19 protein-coding genes are annotated in these 24,490 nt (G+C 70.5%); 14 read left to right on the top strand and 5 right to left on the bottom strand.

Annotated elements, in window-relative coordinates:
- Window positions 1–229 precede the first annotated feature (229 nt).
- From AC1DX8_RS11515 to AC1DX8_RS11485, 7 genes are all read left to right on the top strand, one after another.
- A complete protein-coding gene (locus AC1DX8_RS11515; RefSeq protein WP_477630062.1) occupies window positions 230–1,447 on the top strand; it encodes a thiolase family protein in 1,218 nt (405 codons plus the stop codon).
- Window positions 1,444–3,591 (top strand): 3-hydroxyacyl-CoA dehydrogenase NAD-binding domain-containing protein, encoded by a 2,148-nt coding sequence (locus tag AC1DX8_RS11510; RefSeq protein ID WP_477630061.1) that lies wholly within the window; start codon window positions 1,444–1,446, stop codon window positions 3,589–3,591. The genes AC1DX8_RS11515 and AC1DX8_RS11510 overlap by 4 nt, the downstream gene beginning before the upstream one ends.
- Before the next feature lie 376 nt (window positions 3,592–3,967).
- Window positions 3,968–4,489: a hypothetical protein gene (locus AC1DX8_RS11505; protein WP_477630060.1), complete on the top strand. Its 522-nt coding sequence runs from the start codon at window positions 3,968–3,970 to the stop codon at window positions 4,487–4,489.
- A gap of 118 nt (window positions 4,490–4,607) precedes the next feature.
- A complete protein-coding gene (locus tag AC1DX8_RS11500) occupies window positions 4,608–5,207 on the top strand; it encodes an RNA polymerase sigma factor (RefSeq protein WP_477630059.1) in 600 nt (199 codons plus the stop codon).
- A complete protein-coding gene (locus tag AC1DX8_RS11495) occupies window positions 5,204–5,929 on the top strand; it encodes a hypothetical protein (RefSeq protein WP_477630058.1) in 726 nt (241 codons plus the stop codon). Before AC1DX8_RS11500 ends, AC1DX8_RS11495 begins: the two co-directional genes overlap by 4 nt.
- Window positions 5,930–6,009: 80 nt before the next feature.
- Window positions 6,010–6,774 carry a 3-hydroxybutyrate dehydrogenase gene (locus AC1DX8_RS11490; protein ID WP_477630057.1) on the top strand — a complete coding sequence of 255 codons (765 nt, stop codon included), beginning with the start codon at window positions 6,010–6,012 and terminating at the stop codon, window positions 6,772–6,774.
- A gap of 28 nt (window positions 6,775–6,802) precedes the next feature.
- Window positions 6,803–8,653 carry a helix-turn-helix domain-containing protein gene (locus AC1DX8_RS11485; protein ID WP_477630056.1) on the top strand — a complete coding sequence of 617 codons (1,851 nt, stop codon included), beginning with the start codon at window positions 6,803–6,805 and terminating at the stop codon, window positions 8,651–8,653.
- Here the strand turns inward: AC1DX8_RS11485 and dxs are convergent.
- Together dxs and AC1DX8_RS11475 are read right to left on the bottom strand one after the other, a co-directional pair.
- Complete coding sequence (dxs, locus tag AC1DX8_RS11480) at window positions 8,625–10,493, bottom strand: 1-deoxy-D-xylulose-5-phosphate synthase (protein ID WP_477630055.1); 1,869 nt, start codon at window positions 10,491–10,493, stop codon at window positions 8,625–8,627. The two genes, AC1DX8_RS11485 and dxs, sit on opposite strands and share 29 nt — an antisense overlap.
- A 65-nt stretch (window positions 10,494–10,558) precedes the next feature.
- Complete coding sequence (locus tag AC1DX8_RS11475) at window positions 10,559–12,640, bottom strand: amylo-alpha-1,6-glucosidase (RefSeq protein ID WP_477630054.1); 2,082 nt, start codon at window positions 12,638–12,640, stop codon at window positions 10,559–10,561.
- Window positions 12,641–12,792: 152 nt separating this feature from the next.
- Between AC1DX8_RS11475 and AC1DX8_RS11470 the strand changes: the two genes are divergently transcribed.
- The 4 genes from AC1DX8_RS11470 (at window position 12,793) to AC1DX8_RS11455 (ending at window position 17,246) form a co-directional block, all read left to right on the top strand.
- Window positions 12,793–13,830: a LacI family DNA-binding transcriptional regulator gene (locus AC1DX8_RS11470; protein WP_477630053.1), complete on the top strand. Its 1,038-nt coding sequence runs from the start codon at window positions 12,793–12,795 to the stop codon at window positions 13,828–13,830.
- A 62-nt stretch (window positions 13,831–13,892) separates the two neighbouring features.
- Window positions 13,893–15,137, top strand: coding sequence for a sugar ABC transporter substrate-binding protein (locus AC1DX8_RS11465; RefSeq protein WP_477630052.1), 1,245 nt, complete (start codon window positions 13,893–13,895; stop codon window positions 15,135–15,137).
- A 100-nt stretch (window positions 15,138–15,237) separates the two neighbouring features.
- The gene (locus AC1DX8_RS11460; protein WP_477630051.1) at window positions 15,238–16,395 is read left to right on the top strand and encodes a carbohydrate ABC transporter permease; all 1,158 of its coding nucleotides are present in this window, start codon (window positions 15,238–15,240) and stop codon (window positions 16,393–16,395) included.
- Window positions 16,392–17,246 (top strand): carbohydrate ABC transporter permease, encoded by an 855-nt coding sequence (locus tag AC1DX8_RS11455; RefSeq protein WP_477630050.1) that lies wholly within the window; start codon window positions 16,392–16,394, stop codon window positions 17,244–17,246. The genes AC1DX8_RS11460 and AC1DX8_RS11455 overlap by 4 nt, the downstream gene beginning before the upstream one ends.
- A 67-nt stretch (window positions 17,247–17,313) precedes the next feature.
- Here the strand turns inward: AC1DX8_RS11455 and AC1DX8_RS11450 are convergent, their stop codons facing one another.
- From AC1DX8_RS11450 to AC1DX8_RS11440, 3 genes are all read right to left on the bottom strand, one after another.
- Window positions 17,314–17,718 carry a hypothetical protein gene (locus AC1DX8_RS11450; RefSeq protein WP_477630049.1) on the bottom strand — a complete coding sequence of 135 codons (405 nt, stop codon included), beginning with the start codon at window positions 17,716–17,718 and terminating at the stop codon, window positions 17,314–17,316.
- 231 nt (window positions 17,719–17,949) lie between these two features.
- A complete protein-coding gene (locus AC1DX8_RS11445) occupies window positions 17,950–18,957 on the bottom strand; it encodes a hypothetical protein (protein ID WP_477630048.1) in 1,008 nt (335 codons plus the stop codon).
- Window positions 18,958–19,038: 81 nt separating this feature from the next.
- Complete coding sequence (locus tag AC1DX8_RS11440) at window positions 19,039–19,698, bottom strand: hypothetical protein (RefSeq protein WP_477630047.1); 660 nt, start codon at window positions 19,696–19,698, stop codon at window positions 19,039–19,041.
- Window positions 19,699–20,311: 613 nt separating this feature from the next.
- Here AC1DX8_RS11440 and AC1DX8_RS11435 point away from each other — a divergent pair.
- The 3 genes from AC1DX8_RS11435 to AC1DX8_RS11425 all read left to right on the top strand — a co-directional run bounded on the left by AC1DX8_RS11435 (window position 20,312) and on the right by AC1DX8_RS11425 (window position 24,385).
- On the top strand, window positions 20,312–20,881 hold the full coding sequence (locus AC1DX8_RS11435) for a DinB family protein (RefSeq protein WP_477630046.1): 570 nt from the start codon (window positions 20,312–20,314) through the stop codon (window positions 20,879–20,881).
- A gap of 76 nt (window positions 20,882–20,957) precedes the next feature.
- Window positions 20,958–22,367: a magnesium chelatase ATPase subunit I gene (locus tag AC1DX8_RS11430; RefSeq protein WP_477630045.1), complete on the top strand. Its 1,410-nt coding sequence runs from the start codon at window positions 20,958–20,960 to the stop codon at window positions 22,365–22,367.
- Complete coding sequence (locus AC1DX8_RS11425) at window positions 22,364–24,385, top strand: vWA domain-containing protein (protein ID WP_477630044.1); 2,022 nt, start codon at window positions 22,364–22,366, stop codon at window positions 24,383–24,385. Before AC1DX8_RS11430 ends, AC1DX8_RS11425 begins: the two co-directional genes overlap by 4 nt.
- The last annotated feature ends 105 nt before the right edge of the window (window positions 24,386–24,490 follow it).

Here is a 24,490-nt window from a genome sequence, read left to right as displayed (position 1 = left end):
CGCCTGAACCCCCCAACGTGACTACTTCCGCGCTTGCAGCTGAACCTCAACTCACCAGTGACCGCCCGGTGTCCGGGCCTCGCCCGGCGCTCGGGGCGCTGGGTGACGGCTCTCACGCACCGGGTCCGGTGACCCGCTTGTTACCGCGGAGTAGCATCGAGCGCGTACCCACCGGCATACCGGTGCAACCCCACCCCGAGCTTGATCCACATACCCAGGGAGGCCACCCGTGCCCCGCACCCTTCATGAGGTCGTGTTCGTCGACGGTGTCCGCACACCGTTCGGCAAGGCCGGCGACAAGGGCATGTACGCCCAGACCCGCGCCGACGACCTCGTCATCCGCTGCATCCGCGAGCTGATGCGCCGTCACCCCGAGCTCCCTCCGGAGCGCGTCGAGGAGGTCGCCATCGCGGCCACGACGCAGATCGGTGACCAGGGCCTCACGCTCGGTCGCATGGCCGCCCTCCTGTCGGGCCTGCCGAAGACCACGCCCGGCTACTCCGTCGACCGGATGTGCGCCGGCGCGATGACCGCGGTGACCACCACGGCGAGCTCGATCGCCTTCGGCTCCATCGACGTCGCGATCGCCGGTGGCGTCGAGCACATGGGCCGTCACCCCATGGGCGAGGGCGTCGACCCCAACCCGCGGATCGTCGCCGAGAAGCTCGTCGACCCGTCGGCCCTGGTGATGGGCTCGACGGCCGAGAACCTGCACGACCGGTTCCCGTCGATCACCAAGGAGCGCAGCGACGCGTATGCCGTGGGGTCCCAGGACAAGCTCGCCACGGCCTACGCCAACGAGCAGATCCAGCCCGATCTGGTGCCCGTGGCCACCCGCCACCAGGAGCTGGGCTACGGCCTGGCCACCCAGGACGAGCCGCCGCGTCCCGGCACCACGCTGGACGACCTCGCGGCCCTCAAGACGCCGTTCCGCCCCCACGGCAACGTCACCGCCGGCAACTCCGCCGGGCTCAACGACGGGGCCACCGCCTGCATCCTCGCTTCGGAGACCGCCGCCCACGAGCTCGGCCTGCCCGTGAAGATGCGCCTCGTCGACTTCGCCTTCGTCGGGGTCGAACCCGAGGTGATGGGCATCGGCCCCGTCCCGGCCACCGAGAAGGCCCTCGCCAAGGCCGGGCTGTCGATCGAGGACATCGGCCTGTTCGAGCTGAACGAGGCCTTCGCGGTGCAGGTGCTCGCCTTCCTCGAGCACTTCGACATCGCCGACGACGACCCGCGCGTCAACCAGTACGGCGGTGCCATCGCCACCGGCCACCCGCTCGCATCGTCCGGCGTGCGCCTGATGACCCAGCTGGCACGCCAGTTCGAGGAGCACCCCGAGGTGCGGTTCGGCCTCACCGCCATGTGCATCGGCATCGGGATGGGTGCCGCCGTCATCTGGGAGAACCCCCACCACGCCGACTACGGCACGGAGGTCGCCGCATGAGCCAGCAGCCTGTTTACGAGACCCCCGCCGCTCGCGGCAGCGAGCAGTCCAGCTCGTTCGAGGAGGTCGTGACCCACACCCCGGTGCGCGACGTCGTCCTGCCGGGCAAGGCGGGCACCCTCGCCCTGATCACGCTCGACAACGGCTTCGACCACACCAAGCCGAACACGTTCGGCCCCCGGACCATCGCTGGGCTCAAGGCCACCGTCGACGCGCTGCGGGCACGCGCCGAGGCAGGCGAGATCCAGGCGGTCGGCATCACCGGCAAGCCGTTCATCTTCGCTGTCGGCGCCGACCTCAAGGCGGTGTCGCAGGCCGCTGACCGCCAGCAGGCGCTCGAGGTGGCCCGGGCCGGGCACGCCGCGTTCGCGGCGATCATGGACCTGCCGGTGCCGACCTTCGCCTTCATCAACGGTGCGGCCATGGGTGGCGGCGTGGAGATCGCGCTGTCCGCCGACTACCGCACCATCTCGGCCGGCGTCCCCGCGCTCGCCCTGCCGGAGACCTTCCTGGGTCTCGTGCCCGGGTGGGGCGGCTGCTACCTCCTGCCCAACCTCGTCGGTCCGGCCAACGCCCTCAAGGTCATCATCGAGAACCCGATGAACATGAACCGCATGCTCAAGGGACCGCAGGCCTTCGAGCTGGGAATCGCCGACGTGTTGCTGGAGCCGGCCGACTTCCTCGAGGAGTCCTTGCTCTGGGCCGCGTCGGTGCTGACCGGGGAGACGAAGGTCGAGCGCCGCGAGGTCTCGACCGACGAGGCCGAGTGGGCCGCCGCCATCAAGGCGGCCAAGGGTCTGGTCGACCTCAAGACCGGGGGCAAGCCTCCCGCGCCCTACCGCGCACTGCAGTTCGTGGGCCAGGCGCGCACGGCCACCCGCGACGAGGCCTTCGCGGCCGAGGACGAGGCCCTAGCGGACCTCGTCATGGGTGACGAGCTGCGGGCCGGGCTCTACTCGTTCGACCTCGTGCAGCGTCGGGCCAAGCGCCCGGCCGGGGCACCCGACAAGGCCTTGGCCCGCAAGGTCACCAAGGTCGGCATCGTGGGCGCCGGCCTGATGGCGAGCCAGCTGGCTCTGCTGTTCGCCCAGCGGCTCGAGGTGCCCGTGGTCATGACCGACCTCGACGAGGAGCGGGTGGCCAAGGGGGTGGGCTACGTGCACGGCGAGGTCGACAAGCTGCTCGGCAAGAAGCGGGTCGGCCCCGACAAGGCCAACCGCCTCAAGGCCCTGGTCACCGGCGCGACGTCCAAGGACGGCTTCGCCGACGCCGACTTCGTCATCGAGGCGGTGTTCGAGGAGATGTCGGTCAAGAAGCAGGTGTGGGCCGAGGTCGAGGCGATCGTCAGCCCCGAGTGCGTGTTGGCGACGAACACCTCGTCGCTGTCGATCACCGAGATGGCCTCCGAGCTGGCGCACCCCGAGCGGGTGGTGGGCTTCCACTTCTTCAACCCCGTGGCCGTCATGCCACTGCTGGAGATCATCAAGGGCGAGCACACCGACGACGCCACCCTCGCCACCGCGTTCGCCACGGGCAAGGGCCTGAAGAAGACCACGATCCTGGTCAAGGACAGCCCGTCCTTCATCGTGAACCGGCTGCTCGGACGGTTCATGGGCGAGGTCGCCAAGGTCGTCGACGAGGGCACCCCCATCGAGGTCGCCGACCGCGCGTTCGCCGGGCTCGCCCCGATGCCGCCGTTCATCCTCCTCGGCCTGGTCGGGCCGGCCATCGCGTTGCACAACAACGAGACCCTCGCCAAGGCCTTCCCCGACCGCTTCTACGTCTCCGAGAACCTGCGCAAGGTCGTCGCGGCGAAGAAGTCGGCCATCTACACCTGGCCCGAGGGCAAGCCGGTCGTCGACCCCGAGGTCGAGGCACTCTTCGACAAGCCGTCCGACCCGGTGGTGCTCTCGACGGAGGAGGTCCGCGAGCGGGTGCTGGGCGTCCTCGCCGACGAGGCGCGTCGCATGCTCGACGAGGGCGTGGTCGCAGCCCCGATGGACCTCGACCTGGCCATGATCACCGGCGCGGGCTTCCAGTTCTGGAACGGTGGACTCACTCCCCTGCTCGACCGCGAGGGCGTCTCCGAGAAGGTGACTGGCCGGCGCTTCCTGCCGCCGGGCGCTGCCAGCGTCCCCTCCTAGGCGAGCGAGGGACCACCCGAGGGTTCACACGAGGACCCGAACGAGGGCCCGGTGGCCGGCATACCGCAGCGACGGTGTGCCGGCCACTGGCCTGTCCGGACCGACCACACAGGTTCGCCGCCAACTGGGGGGACCATCATGGAAGCAGCGCCACCCTCACGGATTGCGATGCACCACCATGCGCCTTACCGTATCTGGGTATCTTTCTATGCCATTAGAGGCATTGAATGCCACAGAGGGGGTTATATCCATGCAGAGACGACTGAGGGAAATGGGGGCCATAGCCGCGACTTTGGCGGCGATGACGCTTTCGGCGAGCCCGGCGTTGGCGGGTCCCGCGGGAGAGTCGACAGGCAGCGGTCATCAGCCGCCTGCCGTGGGGCAGACCGTCGACATCGCCGACAGCGACGGCAAGCTCGTGGGCACCGTGCACACCATGACGGCCAACGAGATTGCGGCGAAAGGACTGAGTCCTTACGCAGGTACTCATGTCGGCACCATGGCCGACACCAAGTCGCCCCCTAAACCGACGAAGTCGACGCCTGCTGGCGCGTCAAGCCAGCTCACTGTCGGCGGTTGTTGGACGTTCAGTTTCAAGCAACCCGGGTGGCTGGGAATGGACGGGTACGGCAGCGAGGACTGGTGCGGCAGTGGCGGCTGGATCACCTACGCCACGCCCGGGTGCTGGGGAACGGACGGCTGGTACCCGACGTACAACTACCTCGGTTGCACGACCACCGAGTACTACGGGACCGGCTACAACGTGGCCGACACCATGTACAACTTCGATTTCTGCATCGCTTGGTGGGGCGGTGGATGCGCCAAGCACCGACACCTGTGGGATCGCTACCGCTTTGGCGCCACGGGAGGGGTCTGGCTGATCAGCAACGGCGGTTAGTCGGACCAGCACGAGGGGTGGGCCCAACAGCCCACCCCTCGCACGTCCAGCGTGGTGCGGCCCAGTCGCTCGGATGGTGTTGGAACCGTTCCGACCCCTGCGGGCATAGAGGGGTGTGATGGTGCTGACCGGCTTGGAGTCCGATCGCGAGCTGTGGCTGGCGGTGTCCTCTGGCGACCGGGGCGCCTTCGCAGAGCTCTTCCGTCGCCACGCCACCACCGTGACCAACTACTGCGCCTACCGCAACGGCACCTTCCGGGACGCCGAAGATCTGGCTGCGACGGTGTTCCTGGAAGCGTGGCGCTCTCGCGACCGTCTCGTGGTCGGGGAGCCAGGCGCCTTGCCGCTGTTGTTCGGGATTGCGGCGCATGTTACGGCGCACCACCGGCGCGGTATCGCGCGTCGCCTGCGGGCTCTGACTCGTCTGGGCGCGTCTGAGGCACACCCTGACGCGAGCGTGGATCCAGCCGACGAGATCTGCTCGCGAGTCGATGCCCAGCGCGACGCCCGCGGGGTGCACCGGGCCCTGTCGCGCCTTTCCCCTGTCCAACGGGCGGCGGTCGAGCTCTGCTTCATCGGCGACCTGACCACGCAGGAGGCGGCGCTCACTCTCGGTGTCCCTGTGGGCACCGTCAAGTCCCGCCTCAGCAGGTCCAGGGCGATCCTCCACGAGTCACTGGCCCCACCCGTGACGCGCCCATCAGAGGAGCTGAAATGAGCGAGAAGATCATCCCCAGGCATGACCTGTCGTCAGCGCAGCTGACGCTCATGACCCATGAGCTACTGACTCGGCTGGACTCACCCGGGACCTCGCCAGGCAGCCCACCTCGGCGCAGGGTCCTCATCACGACGGCCGTGGCGGCTTGCGTCGCGACCGCCGCCGTTGCGTCCGTGCCACTCCTGAGCACGCCGGTTTGGGCAGCCAGCTCCGATGCGCTGTCCGGTAACGCCCTGCGCCGAGCCCAGCTCGACTGCTCCGCCCGGCTGTCCCGGCTGCCCAACGCCGGGCAGCTCGACCGCTCTCCTCAAGTCCTGGCCGAGAAGCGTGGGAGCACTACGAGCACGCTGTTGATCTCGGGGATGAGCCTGGGGGTGTGCGTGGGCAACCAGGGGCAGCGCTACGGGGCCCTCGTGGATCGCTCGGTCGGCCCGGGCCGCCCAGGAGCGGTCAGCGTGGATCTGGCCGTCACGGGCACCGGTCCCGATCCCACGGGAGTGGTGGCCGGCGAGATCGGGGCCGAGGTCGCCTCGGTCACGCTCCGAACCAGCGACGGGCGCGCCGTGGCGGCGACCACCGTGGACGGGTATTTCCTCGCCTGGTGGCCGTCAGCAGCATCGCTGGAGTCGCTCACCGCCCGGCGTTCGGATGGCTCGCAGGTGACCAGTGTGGACGCCGAACAACTTGACGTGACAGGTGTCCCGGACGCTCAGCACTCATGACGCCAAGCCCTATAGATGGTCCTCGAACTGTGGGCCGGCGCCACATGATCGCGTGCTCGCGGCCCACCTAGTCTCGCCGCATGCCGACGACGCCAGCGCTGCTCGACCTGTCCGGACGCACCGCGCTGGTGACCGGTGCCGCCAGCGGCATCGGGGCCGCGTGCGTCGAGCGGCTGGTCGCCGCCAAGGCGAGCGTGTATGCCGTGGACCGCGACGGCGAGGGCCTCACGCGGTTCGACGGGGTCGGGGCGGTCGAGACGCTGGCGGTGGACCTGGCCGACCTCGACGCGGTCGACGCCCTGCCGGGGACGGTTGACGTGCTGGTCAACAACGCGGGCATCCAGCACGTGAGCCCCATCCACGAGTTCCCGGTGGAGACCTGGGACCTCATCATCCGCCTCATGCTGACCTCGCCGTTCCGGCTGACCCGCCGGGTGCTCCCCCACATGTACGGCCAGGGCTGGGGCCGGGTCGTCAACGTCTCGAGCGTGCACGGGCTGCGCGCCAGCGCCTACAAGGCCGCGTACGTCTCCGCCAAGCACGGCCTCGAGGGACTGTCCAAGGTGACCGCGCTGGAGGGTGGCGAGCACGGGGTCACGAGCAACTGCGTCAACCCGGCGTACGTCCGCACCCCGCTCGTCGAGGCCCAGATCAGCGACCAGGCCCGCACCCACGGCATCTCCGAGCACGAGGTCCTCGACCGCGTGATGCTCGAACCGGTCGCCCTCAAGCGTCTGGTCGAGCCGGACGAGGTCGCCGAGCTGGTCGCCTTCCTCTGCAGCCCCGCCGCGGACTCCGTCTCCGGGTCGTCGTTCTCGATGGACGGCGGCTGGACCGCCCACTGAGCGGGCCCGCCGCCTAGGATCCGACTCGATGGACGCCCACGACGACTCCCCGGCGATGACCCTCCTGCGCCTGCTCGCGCAGGGCGCGCCGGCGGCCGAGCTCGAGGCCGTGGCCCACGACGGCAAAGGCGCTGACACCATCGCCGAGGCCCGCGAGCTGGCGCTGCGCGTGCGCGCGGCCTTCGACTCTCGGCGTCGGCGCGAGGCCGAGCTCACCGGACTGGTGGAGACCGCCCGCGACCTCGCTGCCCTGCGCGACCCCAGCGGCATCCTCGAGGCGATCGTGCGGCGTGCCCGGGCGCTCCTCGGCACCGACGTCTCCTACCTCACGCTCTTCGACCCCGACGCCGGCGACACCTACATGCGCGCGACGGACGGGTCGGTGAGCGCGGAGTTCCAGGTCGTGCGGCTGTCGCTCGGCGACGGCCTGGGCGGGCTGGTCGCGTCGACCCGCAAGCCCTACTGGAGCGCCGACTACCTCCACGACCACCGGTTCCAGCACACCGGAACCATCGACAGCGCGGTGGGTGACGAAGGCCTGGTGTCGATCTGTGGCACCCCGCTCGTGGTGGAGGACGAGTTCGTCGGAGTGCTGTTCGCCGCGAACCGGTCGCCCCGCCCCTTCTCCCCCGACCAGGTGGCACTGCTGGGCTCGCTCGCGGCCCTGGCCGCGGTCTCCATCGTGCAGATGCGCAGCGCGGAGGAGGTGCGCCGCCACACCGCCGGGGTGGAGCGCGCCGCGGCGGCCCACGACCGGTTCGCCGAGCTGGTGCTGGCCGGTGGCGGCGTCGACGACATCACCAAGGCGCTGGGTGACCTGCTGGGCGGCTGGGTGGTGCTGCTGAGCTCGGAGGGCGAGCTGCTGAGCACCCACGGGTCCGCGCCGCTGCCCGACGACGGCAACACCGCCCTGTCGCGGTCCCGCGCGGTCCGTGAGACGGAGAGCACGGGACGGCTCGCGCACGACCCCGGCACGGACCAGTGGGCGATCGGCGTGAAGGCCCCCCAGACCCCGCTGGGCACCCTCGTCCTCGGGGGCGTGGGCGTCCTCGACGACGCCGACCGTCGCACGGTCGAGCGCGCCTCGGTCGTGAGTGCGCTCGTGCTGCTGTTCGAGCGCACGGCCGCTGAGGCCGAGCAACGGGTGCGCACCGACCTGGTGGCCGATCTCGTCAGCGGTCGTGGCGACCCCACCTCGCTGGCCACCCGGGCGCGCGCGCAGGGCATCGACCCCGGCGCACCGCATGCCGTCCTCGTCGCCCACGCCGACCCCGACACCCCACGCCGCACGTTGTTGCTCGCCGCCCATGCCGCCGCCGGACAGGGATCGGTGGTCGGGGAGCACGACGGCCACGTCGTGGCGCTGCTGCCCTCGACCGATCCCCACGAGGCCGCCAGCGAGCTCGCGCGGCGCCTGAGCCGGCTGGCCAGGGTCACGGTCGGGGCCGCCGGACCCACCACCCTCGGGGATGACGTCCCCGCCGTGTGGCGCGAGGCTGTCCGCACGGTGTCCGCCCTCGTGTCGCTCGGGCTGGAGGGCACCGGGGCCAGCGCGGGGCACCTGGGCTTCGCCGGCCTGGTCGTCGGGTCGGCGCCGGATGTCACGGGGTACGTCCGCCAGCACCTGGGTCCCCTGCTCGACTACGACACCCGTCGGGGCTCGGAGCTGGTCAAGACCCTCCAGGCCTACTTCGACGCGGGTGGCAGCCCCCGCCACGCAGCCACCGACCTGCACGTCCACGTCAACACGGTGAGCCAACGGCTGGAACGGATCTCCGCCCTCCTCGGGCCGCACTGGCAGCGCCCCGACGACGCCCTCGAGCTGCAGCTCGCGCTGCGGCTGATGCGCCTCAGCGCAGGCGGGTCGCCAACGCGGTAGCGACGGCGTCGGCGGTCAGACCGACCTCTTCGAGCACCTGGGCGCGCGACGCGTGCTCGAGGAACCGCTTGGGTATGCCGTACACGTGCACCGGCACGTCGATGTCGGCCTCGCGCAACGCCAGGGTCACCGCCGCCCCGACTCCCCCACTGACGAGGTTGTCCTCGACCACGGCGACGGCGCCGGCGTGGCGGGCCATCGCGACGAGGTCGTCGCTGACCGGCAGCACCCACCGCGGGTCGACTGCCGTCACCGCGTGGCCCTGCGCCTCGAGCTTGCCCGCGATGTCGACGGACATGCCGGCGAACGCCCCGACGCCCACGAGCAGCAGGTCGCAGCTCTCGCGCGAGGTCTCGTGGAGCACGTCGACGGTCCCCTCGCGACGAACGGCGTCGACTGCCGGGCCGACGTCTCCCTTGGGGAACCGGATCACGGTCGGGGCATCGGTCACGTCGATCGCCTCGCGCAGCTGGCGTTTCACCTGGTCGCCGTCGCGGGGAGCGGCCAGCCGCAGGCCGGGCACGACCGACGCGATCGTCATGTCCCACATGCCGTTGTGCGAGGGGCCGTCGCTGCCCGTGACACCCGCCCGGTCGAGGACGAAGGTGACGCCGGCCCGGTGCAGCGCGCAGTCCATCAGCAGCTGGTCGAAGGCGCGGTTGAGGAAGGTGGCGTAGACGGCCACGACCGGGTGCAGGCCGGCATACGCGAGGCCGCTGGCCATGGTGACCGCGTGCTGCTCGGCGATGCCGACATCGAAGACGCGCTCGGGGTACGCGGCGGCGAAGCCGTCGAGGCCGACCGGGATGAGCATGGCCGCCGTGAGGGCCACGACGTCCGCACGCTCACGGCCGATCGCGACCATCTCGTCGTTGAACTCGTCGGTCCAGATCCGCCCGCTCACCTCGAACGGCAACCCGGTCTCGGGGTTGAACTTGCCGATGGCGTGCCACTGGTCGCCGACGTCGCGGCGGGCGGGGTCGTAGCCGCGCCCCTTCTCGGTGATGACGTGCACGAGCACCGGACCGCCGAACGCCCTGGCCCGCCGCAGGGCGGCCTCGACCGCCTGCTCGTCGTGACCGTCGACCGGGCCCAGGTACTTCAGCCCGAGGTCCTCGAACATCCCCTGCGGCGCGACGATGTCCTTGATGCCCTTCTTCATCCCGTGCAGCGTCTCGTACATCGCGCCGCCGACGACGGGGGTGCGGCTGAGGGTGTTCTTGCCCCAGTCGAGGAACCGCTCGTAGCCCCGGGTCGTGCGCAGGGTCGCGAGGTGGTCGGCGAGCCCGCCGATGGTCGGCGCGTAGGACCGCTCGTTGTCGTTGACGACGATGGTCAGCGGCAGGTCCTTGTCGGCGGCGATGTTGTTGATCGCCTCCCACGCCATGCCACCGGTGAGGGCGCCGTCACCGATGACGGCCACGGTGTGCCGGCCTTTCTCGCCACGCAGCCGACGGGCCTTGGCGATGCCGTCGGCCCAGGACAGGGCGGTGGACGCGTGCGAGTTCTCGACCACGTCGTGCTCCGACTCGGCACGGCTCGGGTAGCCCGACAGGCCGCCCTGCTTCTTCAGCTTGCTGAAGTCGTGGCGACCGGTGAGGAGCTTGTGCACGTAGGACTGATGACCGGTGTCGAAGACGATCGTGTCCCGAGGGCTGTCGAAGACCCGGTGCAGGGCGATCGTCAGCTCGACGACCCCGAGGTTCGGACCGAGGTGCCCACCGGTCTTGGAGACGGACTCGACCAGGAAGTCCCTGATCTCCTGGGCCAGCCCGGGCAGCTGGGCAGGCGTCAGCGCCTTGAGGTCGGCCGGGCCGGTGATGGTCTCGAGCACTCCCACGCACGCCGTCCTTTCCGGGTGTCATCAACACGGGGGTCACATCTCCGCAGGGGAACCGCCCGAGTCTATGCGCCCCGGCTGAGCCGGACCTCCTCCGGCACCCCGCTGACCTCGACCTCACCGTCGCGGTCGACCGAGACGGAGAAGGGCACGCCCGCCAGCCTGAGCCCCTCGACGCGCAGCGCCCCGAACGGCGCGGGCACGACCGGGTCGACGTGGAGCACCCCGGCAGGGACGTCGGCACGCAGCCCGAGCGCGACGGTCAGGAGGGCCCCGGCCGACGCTGCGGACCACGCCTGGGGCCGGCACGAGGCCGGGTAGGGCGAGGGTCGACCGAGCATCGGCAGACCGGAGTAGAGCTCGGGCCAGCGGTAGTCGAACGCCTCACCCGAGGCGACGAGGCTCTTCGCCACGAAGGCGGCCGGTCCGGTCAGGCCCTCGCGGGCGAGCCCGAGCGCCACGATGGCCGTGTCGTGGGTCCACACCGAACCCGTGTGGTAGCCGATGGGGTTGAAGCCACCGTTGCCGGTGCCGAGGGTCCGGACGCCGAAGGTGTCGAGGAGCTCGGGGCCGGTGACCGTGGCACCGACGGTGGCGGCCTCCGTGGCGTCGAGCGTGCCCGTGCCGAGGGCGTGGCCCATGTTGGAGCCCAGCCCGTCGACCGGTCTGCCCGACCCGTCCAGCGCCATGGCGAGGTAGGGGCCGTCGCCACCCTCGACCCAGAACGCCTGACGTACGCGTTCGCGCAGGGCACTCGCCTCGGCGCGGGCTTCGCCGGCTCCGGGCTCACCCAACGCGTCGAGGAGGTCAGCCGCCCCGAGGAGCGCCTCCACGGCATACGCCTGCGCCTCGATCAGGGCGATGGGCGCTGGGGCGACGCTGCCGTCGCGCATGCGCATCGAGTCCCCGGAGTCCTTCCACCCCTGGTTGGCCAGGCCGTGCCCCGTGGTGTCGAGGTACTTGAGGAAGCCGTCGTCGTCGGGCTGGCCGTCGCCGGTCAACCACGCCAGTGCGGCACGCAGGTTGGGCAACAGCGCCCGCACCTCGGCCTCGGGCAGCCCCCAGCGCCACGTCTCGACGAGCAGCGTCACCCACAGTGCGGTGGCGTCGACCGTGCCGAAGTAGAGCGGCGGGAGGGCCAGGTCTCCCTTCCGCGGCGAGCCCTTGTATGCCGTGCGACGCACTTCGTGGGCGATCTTCCCGGGCTGCTCGGCCGAGTCTGCGTCGTAGCGCGTCCCCTGTCGTCGGGCGAGGGCACGCAGGGTGCCGGCGGCGAGCTCGGTGCCGAACGGCAGCATCATGCGGGCTGTCCAGATCGAGTCGCGTCCGAAAAGGGTGAGGTACCAAGGAGATCCAGCCGCGGCGAAGACGTCCGTCGGTGCGAGCGGGTCGCGCAGCAGGAGATGTCGGAGGTCGTCGAAGGACCGGGAGACGAGGGGCGCGAGACGGGGCTCGTCGGCGGTGACTCGGATGTCGGCCCAGGTGACGGCATCGCCGCCAGGGTCGGCGTCGAACTCCGAAGGGGCCGTGCGTTCGGCGCTGACCGTGACCCGGACGGTCTGGCTCTCGCCGGGCGCGACGACCACGTCGTGGCAGAGGATGGCACGGTCCGGAGCGACCTCGAGGCTGGCCGGCACAGGGTCGACGGCGACGCGCGTGCAGTGCCGCGCCGTGGTGAACGTCAGGACCCCGTCGGAGAGCTCGGGCCGCACCGGAGGCGCGTCGAAGGCGCCGTACTTGACCCGGGCGATCGCCAGTCCGTCGCAGCCGAGCTCGAGACGCAACGCGGCGTGCACGGTGCGTGCCGCTCTCGAGGTCACCGTGACGTCCTCGTGGAGGGTGCCGCCCTGGAGGGTGCGCACCCGGCGGACCTCGACGGTCGGGTCCGGGCCTTCGTCGCCCAAACCCCGCGCCGCACCGAAGAACTCCGCCGTGGCGCCACCGGCCTCGGAGGCGACCGCGCTCGGGGCCTCGCCGCCGACCGTCAGCTCGAGGCGCGACAGGAGCCGCACGTCGTCGACGAAGAACCCGTGACCGGCACCTGGGCTCACGTCACCGGTGGCTGCGGACAGGGCCGTCGCGTTGCCGTCGACGATGATCCGCAGGTCGTGGAGCCACGGCTGGCGCGGACTCTGCTCGGGCGTCACACGGGCCTCTCTTTCGGATGGGGGCAGTGGGTGCGATGACCATGATCTCTTGACGGCCGGGCCGTCGTGGTCCATATTCAGCCTAGTTGGATCGTTCAAATTGGGCATCTCCACCATGGCCCGTCGGTTGATCACAGCGCAAGGGAGCGGTTGTGGCAAATGGACTCGAGCAGTCCCGCGGACGAGCGACGATCGTCGACGTCGCCACCGCGGCCGGGGTCTCCCGCCAGACCGTGAGCAACGCCCTCAACAACCCCGAGCGGGTCGCCCCCGGCACCCTCCTGCGGGTCCACCGTGAGATCGAGCGCCTCGGGTTCACGCCCAACGCTGCGGCCCAGCAGCTCCGTCGACGCAAGGCCTCGGCCTACGGGTTCGAGGTCAACCCCTCCGGTGCCGGCAAGATGGGCCACATCCTCGACGGCTTCCTGGTCGAGCTGACCGTGGCGGCCCCCGACCACAGCTGCCACCTGGTCACCTTCGCCCCCGACCTGTCGAGCCTGCTCGACGGGTACGACCGGATCCTCGCCACCGGTCTCGTCGACGGGTTCGTGCTGGGTGACACCAGGCACGACGACCCCCGGCCCGCCTGGCTGCTCCAGAACGACGTTCCCTTCGTGACCTTCGGCCGGATCTGGGACGAGCCCCAGATGGGCCGGTGGGTCGACGTCGACGGGCGCGCGGGCATGCAGCTCGCGGTCGAGCACCTGCTCGGCCAGGGCTACACGTCGATCGCCTACCTCGGCTGGCCCGACGGTTCGCCGGTCGGCGACGACCGGCGCCGAGGCTGGCTCGCCGGGCTCGCCGAGGCTGGTCTCGCCGATGACCCCGTCGCCGAGGAGACGGTCCAGGAGCTGGCGGCCGCGACGGCGGCCGCCGACCGACTCCTGCGACGCCTCGGACCCGACGGCGCGATCCTGTGCGCCTCGGACGTGCTGGCCCTCGGCGCCCTGCGAGCGGTCCGCAACCGCGGCCTCGAGCCGGGCCTGGACATCGGTGTCGTCGGCTTCGACGACAGCGACGTCGCCGAGGCCCTCCAGATCACCAGCCTGCGCCAGCCGCTGCGCGAGGCCGCGGCGCAGGCGTGGCGCATCGTCCACGAAAAGGGCACCGACCTGACCCTCACGGCGCTGCTCGCCCCCACGCTCACCGTCCGCGAGAGCACCTCCCGCACCGGCCCTGCGAACACCTGACCCCGACCCAACCAGTTCGTCCGACACCCGGCGGACGGCACCACCACCCGAGGAGCACATCCATGAGGCGCATCCCAACCCTTGCCGTTGCCGTGACGGCCACCACCATGCTGGCGCTGACCGCCTGCGGCGGAGGTGGCGGCTTCGGTAGCAGCTCGGCCACCCAGAACACCAAGAAGGGTCCGGTGAAGCTGACCGTGATGATCGGCAGCTCCGGTGCACCCGAGACCGCCGCGGTCAAGGAGGCGGCGGCGGCCTGGGCATCCAAGTCCGGCAACACCGTCGAGGTCATTGCCGCCTCAGACCTCGGCCAGCAGCTCGGCCAGGCCTTTGCCAGCTCCAGCCCCCCCGACGTCTTCTACACCGATGCCTCCAAGATCGGCACCTACGCCAAGGCCGGAAACCTCTTCCCGTACGGCGACCAGGTCAAGGACGCGGGCTTCGTCGACTCCCTGGTCCAGGCCTTCACGTACGACGGCAAGTTCTACTGCGCTCCCAAGGACTCCTCGACCCTGGCACTGGAGATCAACACCGACATGTGGAAGGCCGCCGGACTCACGGAGGCCGACTACCCGAAGGACTGGGCGGGTCTGGAGGCGGTGGCCACGAAGCTCACCAAGGGCAACGTCACCGGGCTGGTCATCGGCAACGACATCAACCGGTCCGGTGCCTTCATGAAGCAGGCCGGGGGCTGGGTCGTGACCGACGGCAAGATGAGCGCCGACGCTCCCGGCAACCTCCAGGGCCTCCAGGAGGTCCAGAAGCTGATGAAGGCGGGCGTCCTCAAGTTCAACACGCAGACCAAGCCCTCCTCCGGCTGGGGCGGTGAGGCCTTCGGCAAGGGGCTGGCCGCCATGACGATGGAGGGCAACTGGATCGCTGGTGGCATGAAGGACTTCCCGAACATCAAGTACACGACCGTCGAACTGCCGGCCGGCCCGGCCGGCAAGGGGACCCTGATGTTCACCAACTGCTGGGGCATCGCTGCCAAGTCCCCCAACCAGACCGCCGCGGTCGACCTGGTCAAGAGCCTGATCACGCCCGAGCAGCAGATGAAGTTCGCGGACGCGTTCGGTGTCATGCCCTCGACGACGCAGGGTCTGCAGCAGTTCGGCGAGAAGTACCCGGACAGCAAGGCGTTCGTGGCAGGCGCGGCCTACGGCCAGGGTCCGGTCAACCTGGCAGGTCTCGACGACGTGGTCTCGAAGTTCAACAGCCAGCTGGGGACCATGACCGGCACTTCCGGTGACCCGAAGGCCTGGCTGAGCGACCTCCAGAAGAACGGCAACGCAGCGCTCGGAGGCTGAGCCACCACGGCCAGGGGGTGGCGTGCGACCCGTTCGGCGCACGCCACCCCACTGTCCGCCCCTTCCCCGCACCTCCATGCACCACGGACAAGGAGGACCCATGTCCCCGATCGTCGAACCCAGCCCGGTGGCCAGCGAACAGGGCCTCCTCGTCCCTGAGGCGGCGGCGGCCACGGCGAAGCGGCCCCGCCGTGGTGGCGGTGGCGGCGGTGGCCTCCGCGGGCGGGAGGGAGTCGCGGGTTGGTTGTTCGTCAGCCCGATGATCGTCATCCTCGGGCTGTTCCTCGTGATCCCCATCGTCATGGCGCTGTGGGTCAGCCTGACCAACTGGAACGGGTCGGTGGACCCGTTCCACCCAGGCCCCGGAGCCGAGTTCGTCGGCTCCAAGAACTACACGGACCTGTTCGCCAAGGACGGCCTCACCCGGTCCAACTTCATGCAGTCGATCGGCAACACCTTCTGGTACGTCCTGTTCGTGGTTCCGCTGCAGACGGTGCTGGCCCTGGGCCTGGCCCTGCTCGTGAACAACCGGTTGCTCAAGGCGAAGAGCTTCTTCCGCACTGCGTTCTACTTCCCCTCGGTCACGAGCTCGATCGCGATCTCCACGGTCTTCCTCTTCCTCTTCTCGAGCACGGGGGCGGTCAACGCGCTGCTCAAGGCACTCGGGCTGGGGCAGCCGAACTGGTTCATCGACGATCGAGGCCTGGTCCGCCTGCTCTTCAACGCGGTCGGGGTGGACAACCCCGGTTGGGGGCAGCACCAAGTCCTCGGCCGGTCGCTGTGGGACTGGATGGCCGGGCCGTCGGTCGCCATGACGGTGATCATCATCCTGGTCGTGTGGACAACATCCGGGACGTTCATGCTGATGTTCATCGCCGCGCTGCAGGACCTGCCCGTCGAGGTCGACGAGGCAGCGGCGCTCGACGGCGCCACCGGCTGGAAGAAGCTGAGGAACGTCACCATCCCCATGATCAGGCCGGCACTGTTCCTGGTGCTCACCCTGGGTCTGATCGGCACCTGGCAGGTGTTCGACCAGATCTACGTCATGGGCGCGGGCGCACCCAACGGCACCACCCTGACCCCGGCCTTCCTCAGCTACCAGCAGAGCTTCAAGAACTTCAGGTACGGCTCGGGGGCCGCGATGGCGTTCGTGGTCTTCGTGATCATCGTCGTCCTGACCCGAGCCCAGCGCTGGGCGCTGACCGACAAGGATGAACGCCGACCACTGTTCGGTCGTCGGAAGCAGGTCGGACGATGAACAGCCGCACCAGCCCCGCCAGGCAGGCGATCCTGTATACCGCCCTCGTGCTGTTCGCGGTGTTCTTCATCTACCCCTTCTTCATCCAGATCGCGACCTCGTTCAAGACCGACCCCGACGCCGCTGCCCACCCCCTGTCGCTCATTCCCAACCCGTTCGACCTGCACGCCTGGAAGGACATCTTCGGCCAGGGCGCGGCCCACGTCCCCGCGCCCACCTGGATCAAGAACTCGGTCCTCATCGCCGTCGTGGTGACAGGTGCGCGGGTCTTCCTCGACAGCCTGGCCGGCTATGCGCTGTCGCGGCTGCAGTTCCGCGGTCGCGGCTTCGTCTTCGCCGCTTTGCTGGCCGTGATGGCGGTGCCCGGTGTGGCCCTGCTCATCCCCAAGTTCCTGATGGTGAACTACCTGGGCATCTACGACACCTACACGGCCATGATCCTGCCCCTCATCGTGGATGCCGCCGGCGTCTTCATCATGAAGCAGTTCTTCGACTCGGTGCCCCTCTCGATCGAGGAAGCCGCGCGGATGGATGGTGCGAGCATCTTCCGGACGTTCTGGTCGGTGGTACTCCCGATGGCGCGACCCGCGCTGCTCACACTGACCATCCTGTCCTTCCAGGGGTCGTGGAACGAGTTCTCGCACTTCCTCGTGGTGACCAAGGGAACCCCCGACCACATGACCCTGGTCACCGGCCTGGCCAGCCTCACGAGCGGCCAGCTCGGAGCCGGAACGCAGTACCCGCTGAAACTGGCAGCCGCCCTCCTCACCACCATCCCGGTGGCCATTCTGTTCTTCTCCCTGCAGCGCTATTTCGTGCGAGGTGCCAACGAGGGTGCCGAGAAGGGCTGACGCCATCGGTATGCCGCCGTGCCCCGGTCGGGCACGGCGGCATACCTCTGCCCGGCCACCGGACGCCTCAGAGCCGCGGCACGTAGCGCTTGCCCTGCAGCGCCTCGTAGACCAGCCCTGCGCTGCGTCGCGCGGCCAGCAACCGCACCCCCTCGGTCTCGAGGTCGGCCAGGACCTGGGCCAGTCCCTCGCTGGTGAGGTGGTCGCCGAGCTCGACACGCACCTCGCGGTAGGCCTGCCGCATCGCGACCAGCTGCGCGTCGATGTGGCGGGTCGTCATCCAGGCGAGCGCGACCGGCTGCCGTCGCCACCCGGCATACAGGCGGTACTCGGACGGGCAGAAGTCGAGGAGCCACGAGACGGCGGGCACCTGCCAGCCGGGCGACTCCGGAGGCGGCACGAGCGGGGGCCAGCCCGGTGGCACCGCGGGGCTGGCGGGTCGCGTCGGCGACCGACCTGTGGGGGCGCCCACACCCTCACCGGGTCGGCGAGCCGAGGCGGACATCGACGGCCGTGCTGGAGGACCGGTGCGGGCGCTCCAACAATTCGAACATGTGTTCGATCATAGGGCATCAGCGCGTCCCGCCGCAGCGGGTCGGAGAGCTGAGCGACCTCGCCCGCGCCAAGCTGCCCGTTCCCGGGCGCTGGAGAAGATCGGACGACGGGCTGCTCGCCGTCCGCCCTTCCCCCGCGCGGGCTCACCTCAGGGGGTGGCGAACCCGTCCGCGGCGTACCGGGTCCCCGCTCCCGTGAGGAGCAGCAGCCCGGCGAGCAGCAGGAGCTGCCACGGCGAACCCCCCGTCATGGCCAACGCGGCGGCACTGGCCGTGCCCAGGGCCGGCAGAGCCGAGGCGGCCGGGTCGGCCACCCCCGACCCGGTGGTTGCGTCCGCCGCCGGCTCGCTCCCAGCACCGCCGCTGCCGCCGCCGGGTGTGGGGGCGCTCGGATCCGTGGGGTCGATCGGGTCGCCGGGTGGCGTCGCCGGCTCGGACCCGGTGGTGGTGGTGGTGGAGTCGCCGACGACCGAGAGGGCGTTGCCCCTGACCGTGACCGGCGCAGCCAGCGGGGCGGTGACCTGGTTGCCACCGCCCGTCGAGTCCGCGCCCGATGTCGAGTCACCCACTGCGCCACCAGAACCGGTCGCGCCACCCGTGGGTGCCGTCGCGGTCGAGCCCGAGGACGAGGAGTCCCCGAGCACCGACACCGCGATGCCACCGGCCGTGACCGGCGCAGCCAGCGGGGCGGTGACCTGGTTGCCACCGCCCGTCGAGTCCGCACCCGATGTCGAGTCACCCACTGCGCCACCAGAACCGGCCGCGCCACCCGTGGGTGCCGTCGCGGTCGAGCCCGAGGACGAGGACTCCCCGAGCACCGACACCGCGTTGCCACTGACCGTGACCGGGGCAGCCAGCGGAGCGGCGACCTGGTTTCCCCCACCGGTGGAGTCCTGGCCCGACGTGGTGCCCGCGTCGGCAGCCGGTGCCGTGGGTGTCGCGGCTGGGGAACCGGAGGAGCTCGAGTCCCCGACCACGGAGATCGAACTGCCCGTCACGGTGACGGGTGCGACGACAGAGACTGCCGCCTGGTTGCCACCGAGGGCGCTGTCCGCGCCCGTGGTGCCTTCGTCGGCTGACGCTTGTCCTGCGAAGAACAGGATGCCGCCCCCGACCACGAGGGCCACTTCGAGCCCTCTGCGCACATATGCATGCATGGTCTTTCCTTCCTGGTCGTGCTGTGTCGCCCGTGTCCGGGCATGGCTCATCTGCGCCGAGACGACGGCGCGGGAGCGGCACTAGTCAGGTCGGGTACCAGGGTGTGCGGGGAGGCCGCGCGGGACGCGCCAGTCTGCGCTGCTGCGGCCGAAGGTGCTGGGGTGAGGGAGGACCACGCTCGCGGTCGTGGTCGCCGGGTCGCCGGCACCCTGTGCCGTGCCACCGGTGGGTGCGGGCTGGGTGGGCACGACGGGGGTGGAGTCGACAGGGGCCCACGGACCGCGGGGACCGCCCTGGTTCCGAACGGGCGCCACGGCGACCTCGTCCGACGACCTCAGCTCGCTGCCGGAGGAACCTGTGAAGGCACGGCCACCCGGCCACCCGGGACGATCACTGGAGGCCGCGGTCGAGCCGGCGCCCCCGGTCCGCGGGATCCCTCCGTCCACACCCAAGGCACCCGTGATGGCGGTCAGCGGCACCACGTCTGTGGGCGTCCCACCCCCGATCGGCAGGGGCACGATCGAAGACAGGCCGCCCACCACGGGCAGTTCTTCAGCCAGAGACACCACGGACCCAACGACCGTCACGACATGCTGCCCGACCAGGGGCACGCCGCCGGCGACCTGGCTCACGTCGCTGACGAGCGTGACGCCGGAGTCGACTGTGGTGCGTGTCGCGGTAGCAGCGCCCGCGAGCACCGAGGCACCCCAGGGATCGAGCCCGTCGTCCGACGTGGCCACGATGGCCCGGCCTCCTCCAGACGTTGCAGCTGTGGGCCCACCACCAGTCGGGGTCTGGTCAGTGGAAGTCGTTGCGCCAGAACGCTTCTCCGCAGCGTGCTTGACCTTCGACGCCGTGGCGGGCGACGGCGAAGGCCGGGTCCCCTGGTCGGCGGTTGGCTGGGATGGCACAGCCGGAGCAACCGACTTGCCGAGCACGCCGGTGAGGATCGCCTCGAGGCCTGCAGGGTCGACGATCGGCCGGCCCCGAGGGTGGTCTGGACGCTGCTGTCCGGGAGTGGAGCGTTCGCTCGCTGACGCCTCTCCGGAGGTCAGGACGACCCACGCGAGACACAGCAGGGCAGCGCCGATGAACAGCCGGATGAGGCTGCGCACGTGCCATGTCCCCTGCATGAAAAGTCGACCCCAAGCTCCCCGGCTCTAGGCCTCAACTCAGCTCCAGTGGACCACGGACCACGGGGCACGGCAAGAGATCACTCGAACAACACCGCAGGTCAGGCCGCTTCCGTGCACCCCAGTCACCTCGGTCAGCGGCGAGTGCACGACGGGCAGTCACCGATTCCAACCGTCCATCCGGTCGGGAAGTGACCGCATGGGCTCCTACCGTGGAGTCATGACCACCACGGAGCACGAACCGCCCACCCCACCAGCCTCTCCCGCCGGCGAGCGCGCCGACTTCCTGGAGGCGTTGCGCCGTCATCGTGACTTCTTGCGCTTCACCGTGAAGGACATCGACGACGAGCAGGCGCGCCAACGCACCACCGTCTCCGAGCTCACGCTGGGTGGCCTCGTCAAGCACGTCGCCGCCACGGAGCAGCAGTGGGCCGACTTCATGGTCGACGGACCTGCTCCCGGTCCCGGCATCGACTGGGAGAACGTCGACTGGCAGCACCCGCCCGAGCACGTGAAGGCCTTCATGGACTCGCACCGGATGACCGAGGGCGAGACGCTGGACGGCCTACTGGCACAGTACGATTCGGTGGCGCGGGCCACGGACGCCCTCGTCGAGAGCCTTCCCGACCTGGACGCTGCCCATCCACTGCCGGAGGCGCCGTGGTTCGAGCCCGGCGCGACCTGGTCGGCCCGCCGGACCCTCCTGCACATCCTCGCGGAAACCTCGCAGCACGCCGGTCACGCCGACATCATCCGCGAGTCCCTCGACGGCCAGAAGACGATGGGCTGACCACCCCAGCGGGCCACGAGTCCGAGGGGCGGTCCCCGCCATACGGATTCCACGCGGCCGGGGTTAGCGTGAGGAGGTGACGCACCCCACTGCCGCAACCACTGCCCCACCCCACGCCTCGACCCTCGGCGAGCTGCGCGCCTCCGGTCACGAGCTCCGCACCCTTCGCGAGGAGGTGCGCGGCAACCTCGTCGCCGCCCTCGCCGAGGGGCGCGACCCGTGGCCCGGCCTGCACGGCTTTGCCACGACGGTCATCCCCCAGCTCGAGCGGGCCCTCCTCGCCGGCCACGACATCGTGTTGCTGGGCGAGCGGGGCCAGGGCAAGACCCGGCTGCTCCGCAGCCTGGTCGGGTTGCTCGACGAGTGGACGCCGGTGATCGCTGGGTCCGAGCTGGGCGAGCACCCCTACGAGCCGGTCATCCACGCCTCACGGCGACGGGTGGCCGAGCTCGGCGACGACCTCCCGATCGAGTGGCGCCATCGTGACGAGAGGTATGCCGAGAAGCTCGCCACCCCGGATACGTCCGTCGCCGACCTCATCGGCGATGTCGACCCGATGAAGGTCGCGGAGGGACGCTCCCTCGGCGACCCCGAGACCATCCACTTCGGCCTGATCCCGCGCAGCCACCGGGGCATCGTCGCGATCAACGAGCTGCCCGACCTCGCCGAGCGCATCCAGGTGGCGATGCTCAACGTGATGGAGGAGCGAGACATCCAGATCCGCGGGTACGTCCTCCGGCTCCCCCTGGACGTGCTCGTCGTCGCGAGTGCCAACCCGGAGGACTACACCAACCGCGGTCGCATCATCACTCCCCTGCAGGACCGGTTCGGTGCCGAGATCCGCACCCACTACCCCCGTGAGCTCGAGGACGAGATGGCCGTCATCCGCCAGGAGGCCGAGCTCGTCGCCCAGGTGCCTGACCACCTCGTGGAGGTCCTCGCCCGTTTTACCCGGGCCTTGCGCGAGTCGAGCTCCGTCGACCAGCGCTCGGGGGTGTCGGCGCGCTTCTCGATCGCGGGCGCTGAGACGGTCGCCGCCGCGGCACTGCACCGCGCCACCCGCCAGGGTGAGCCCGAGGCGGTGGCCCGCGTCGTCGATCTCGACAGCGCCGTGGAGGTGCTCGCGGGCAAGATCGAGTTCGAGACCGGCGAGGAAGGGCGTGAGCAGGAGATCCTCACCCACCTGCTGCGCACCTCGATCGCCGACACTGCCCGGCGCCACCTCGCCGGGATCGACCTCGCCCTGCTCGTCTCGGCACTCGAGGGCGGCGCGACGGTCACCACCGGCGAGCAGGTGGCGGCCACGGACGTGCTGGCGGGTCTGCCGGTCCTCGGCGAGTCCGACCTCTACGACGCCGTCGCGGCTCGGCTCGACGCCCACAGCGCCGGAGAGCGGGCCGGGGCGGTCGAGCTGGCCCTCGAGGCCCTCTACCTGGCCCGTCGCGTCGACAAGGACTCGGCGGACGGGGAGACGGTCTACGGATGAGTCCGCACCGGTCGCGGTACGCACGGTACTCGGGTGGGCCCGATCCCCTGGCTCCCCCGGTCGACCTGGCCGATGCGCTCGACGTGATCGGGCAGGACGTGATGGCCGGCTACTCGGCCGACCACGCCCTGCGCGAGTACCTGCGCCGCGGCGGCCGCGACCAGACCGGGCTGGACGAGCTGGCCCGCAGGGTGGCGGAGAAGCGCCAGGAGCTGCTCCAGCGGCACTCCCTCGACGGGACGCTGCGCGAGGTCCGTGAACTGCTCGACCGGGCGGTGCTGGAGGAGCGCAAGCAGCTCGCGCGCGACCTCGACGACGACGCTCGGCTTGCCGAGATGCGGATCGAGAGCCTCCCGCCGTCGACCGCAGGTGCGGTGAGCGAGCTCTCCGACTACCCGTGGCGCAGCCAGTCCGCCCGGGCCGACTACGAGCGCATCAAGGACCTCTTGGGCCGGGAGGCCCTCGACCAGCGGTTCGCGGGGATGAAGCAGGCTCTCGAGAACGCCACTGACGAGGACCGCGAAGAGGTCCGGCAGATGCTCTCCGACCTCAACGACCTCCTCGCGGCCCACGCACGCGGCGAGGACACCACCGAGCAGTTCCGGGAGTTCATGGAGCAGCACGAAGACTTCTTCCCCGAGCACCCGCAGGACGTCGACGAGCTCATCGACAGCCTGGCCCAACGGGCCGCCGCGGCACAGCGGATGATGAACTCGATGACCGCGGAACAGCGGGCCGAGCTGATGCAGCTGTCGGCGCAGGCCTTCGGGTCACCCGCGCTGATGGACCAGCTGAGCCAGCTCGACGCCAACCTGCAGGCCTTGCGTCCCGGGGAGGACTGGGGCGGCTCCGAGCAGTTCGAGGGGTCGCAGGGTCTCGGCCTGGGCGACGGGACCGGCGCCCTGCAGCAGCTTGCGTCGCTCGACGAGCTGGCCGAGCAGCTGTCCCAGTCCTATCCGGGTGCGCGGATGGACGACATCGACATCGATGCGCTCGCGAGGCTGGTCGGCGACGACGCGGCCGTGGACGCCCGGACGTTGAGCGAGCTCGAGCGCGCCCTGCGGGACTCCGGCTACCTCAACCGCACCTCGGACGGGCACCTGCGGTTGTCCCCGAAGGCGATGCGCCAGCTGGGCAAGGCGCTGTTGCGCGACGTCGCGACGCGGCTCTCGGGTCGGCAGGGCCAGCGCGACGTGCGGCACGCGGGGGCAGCCGGCGAAGCGAGCGGGGCCACCCGGGAGTGGCAGTTCGGCGACACCGAGCCCTGGGACGTCACCCGCACGGTCACCAACGCCGTGCTGCGGACAGCCGGCGAGGGCGGCCAGCCCGCACACGGCATACGTCTCGACATCCGTGACGTGGAGGTCACCGAGACGGAGGCTCGCACGCAGGCGTGCGTCGCGCTGCTGGTCGACACGTCCTTCTCGATGGCGATGGACGGGCGGTGGGTGCCGATGAAGCGCACTGCCCTCGCCCTGCACCACCTCATCTCCAGTCGGTTCCGCGGTGACGCCCTCCAGCTCATCGGCTTCGGACGGCACGCGGAGGTGATGGACATCGAGCAGCTCACCGGACTCGATGCCCAGTGGGCCAAGGGCACGAACCTGCACCACGCCCTGCTCCTCGCGGCGCGGCACTTCCGCAAGCACCCCAGCGCCCAACCGGTGCTGCTCGTCGTCACGGACGGCGAGCCCACCGCCCACCTCGAACCCGACGGCGAGGTCTACTTCGACTACCCGCCACACCCCCTCACCGTCGCCTACAGCGTGCGCGAGCTCGACAACGTCGCTCGGCTGGGCGCCCAGGTCACCTTCTTCCGCCTCGGTGAGGACCCCGGGCTCGCGCGGTTCATCGACCAGATGGCCCGCCGCGTCGACGGCCGCGTCGTCGCGCCCGAGCTCGACGACCTGGGCGCGGCGGTCGTCGGCAGCTACCTCGGCTCACGTGGCCCGGGGTCCTACCGGGAGCAGTTCGGCGGCTTCTACGGCGGCGGCCGGGGCTTCTGGGTCGACGACTGACCGTACGCCGCGGGGCCAAGCTGAGGGTTTGCGACACCTTCGCTCTGGCGTGGTGCCGTGGGGGTCGCGTAACGGCGCCGTATCTCGACTGGTTGTCCACAGGTG

It is taken from the genome of Pedococcus sp. P2_A3 (genome assembly GCF_056405035.1).
The sequence above is the reverse complement of the archived record's forward strand: the minus strand, read 5'-3'. Positions and strand labels throughout refer to the sequence as shown.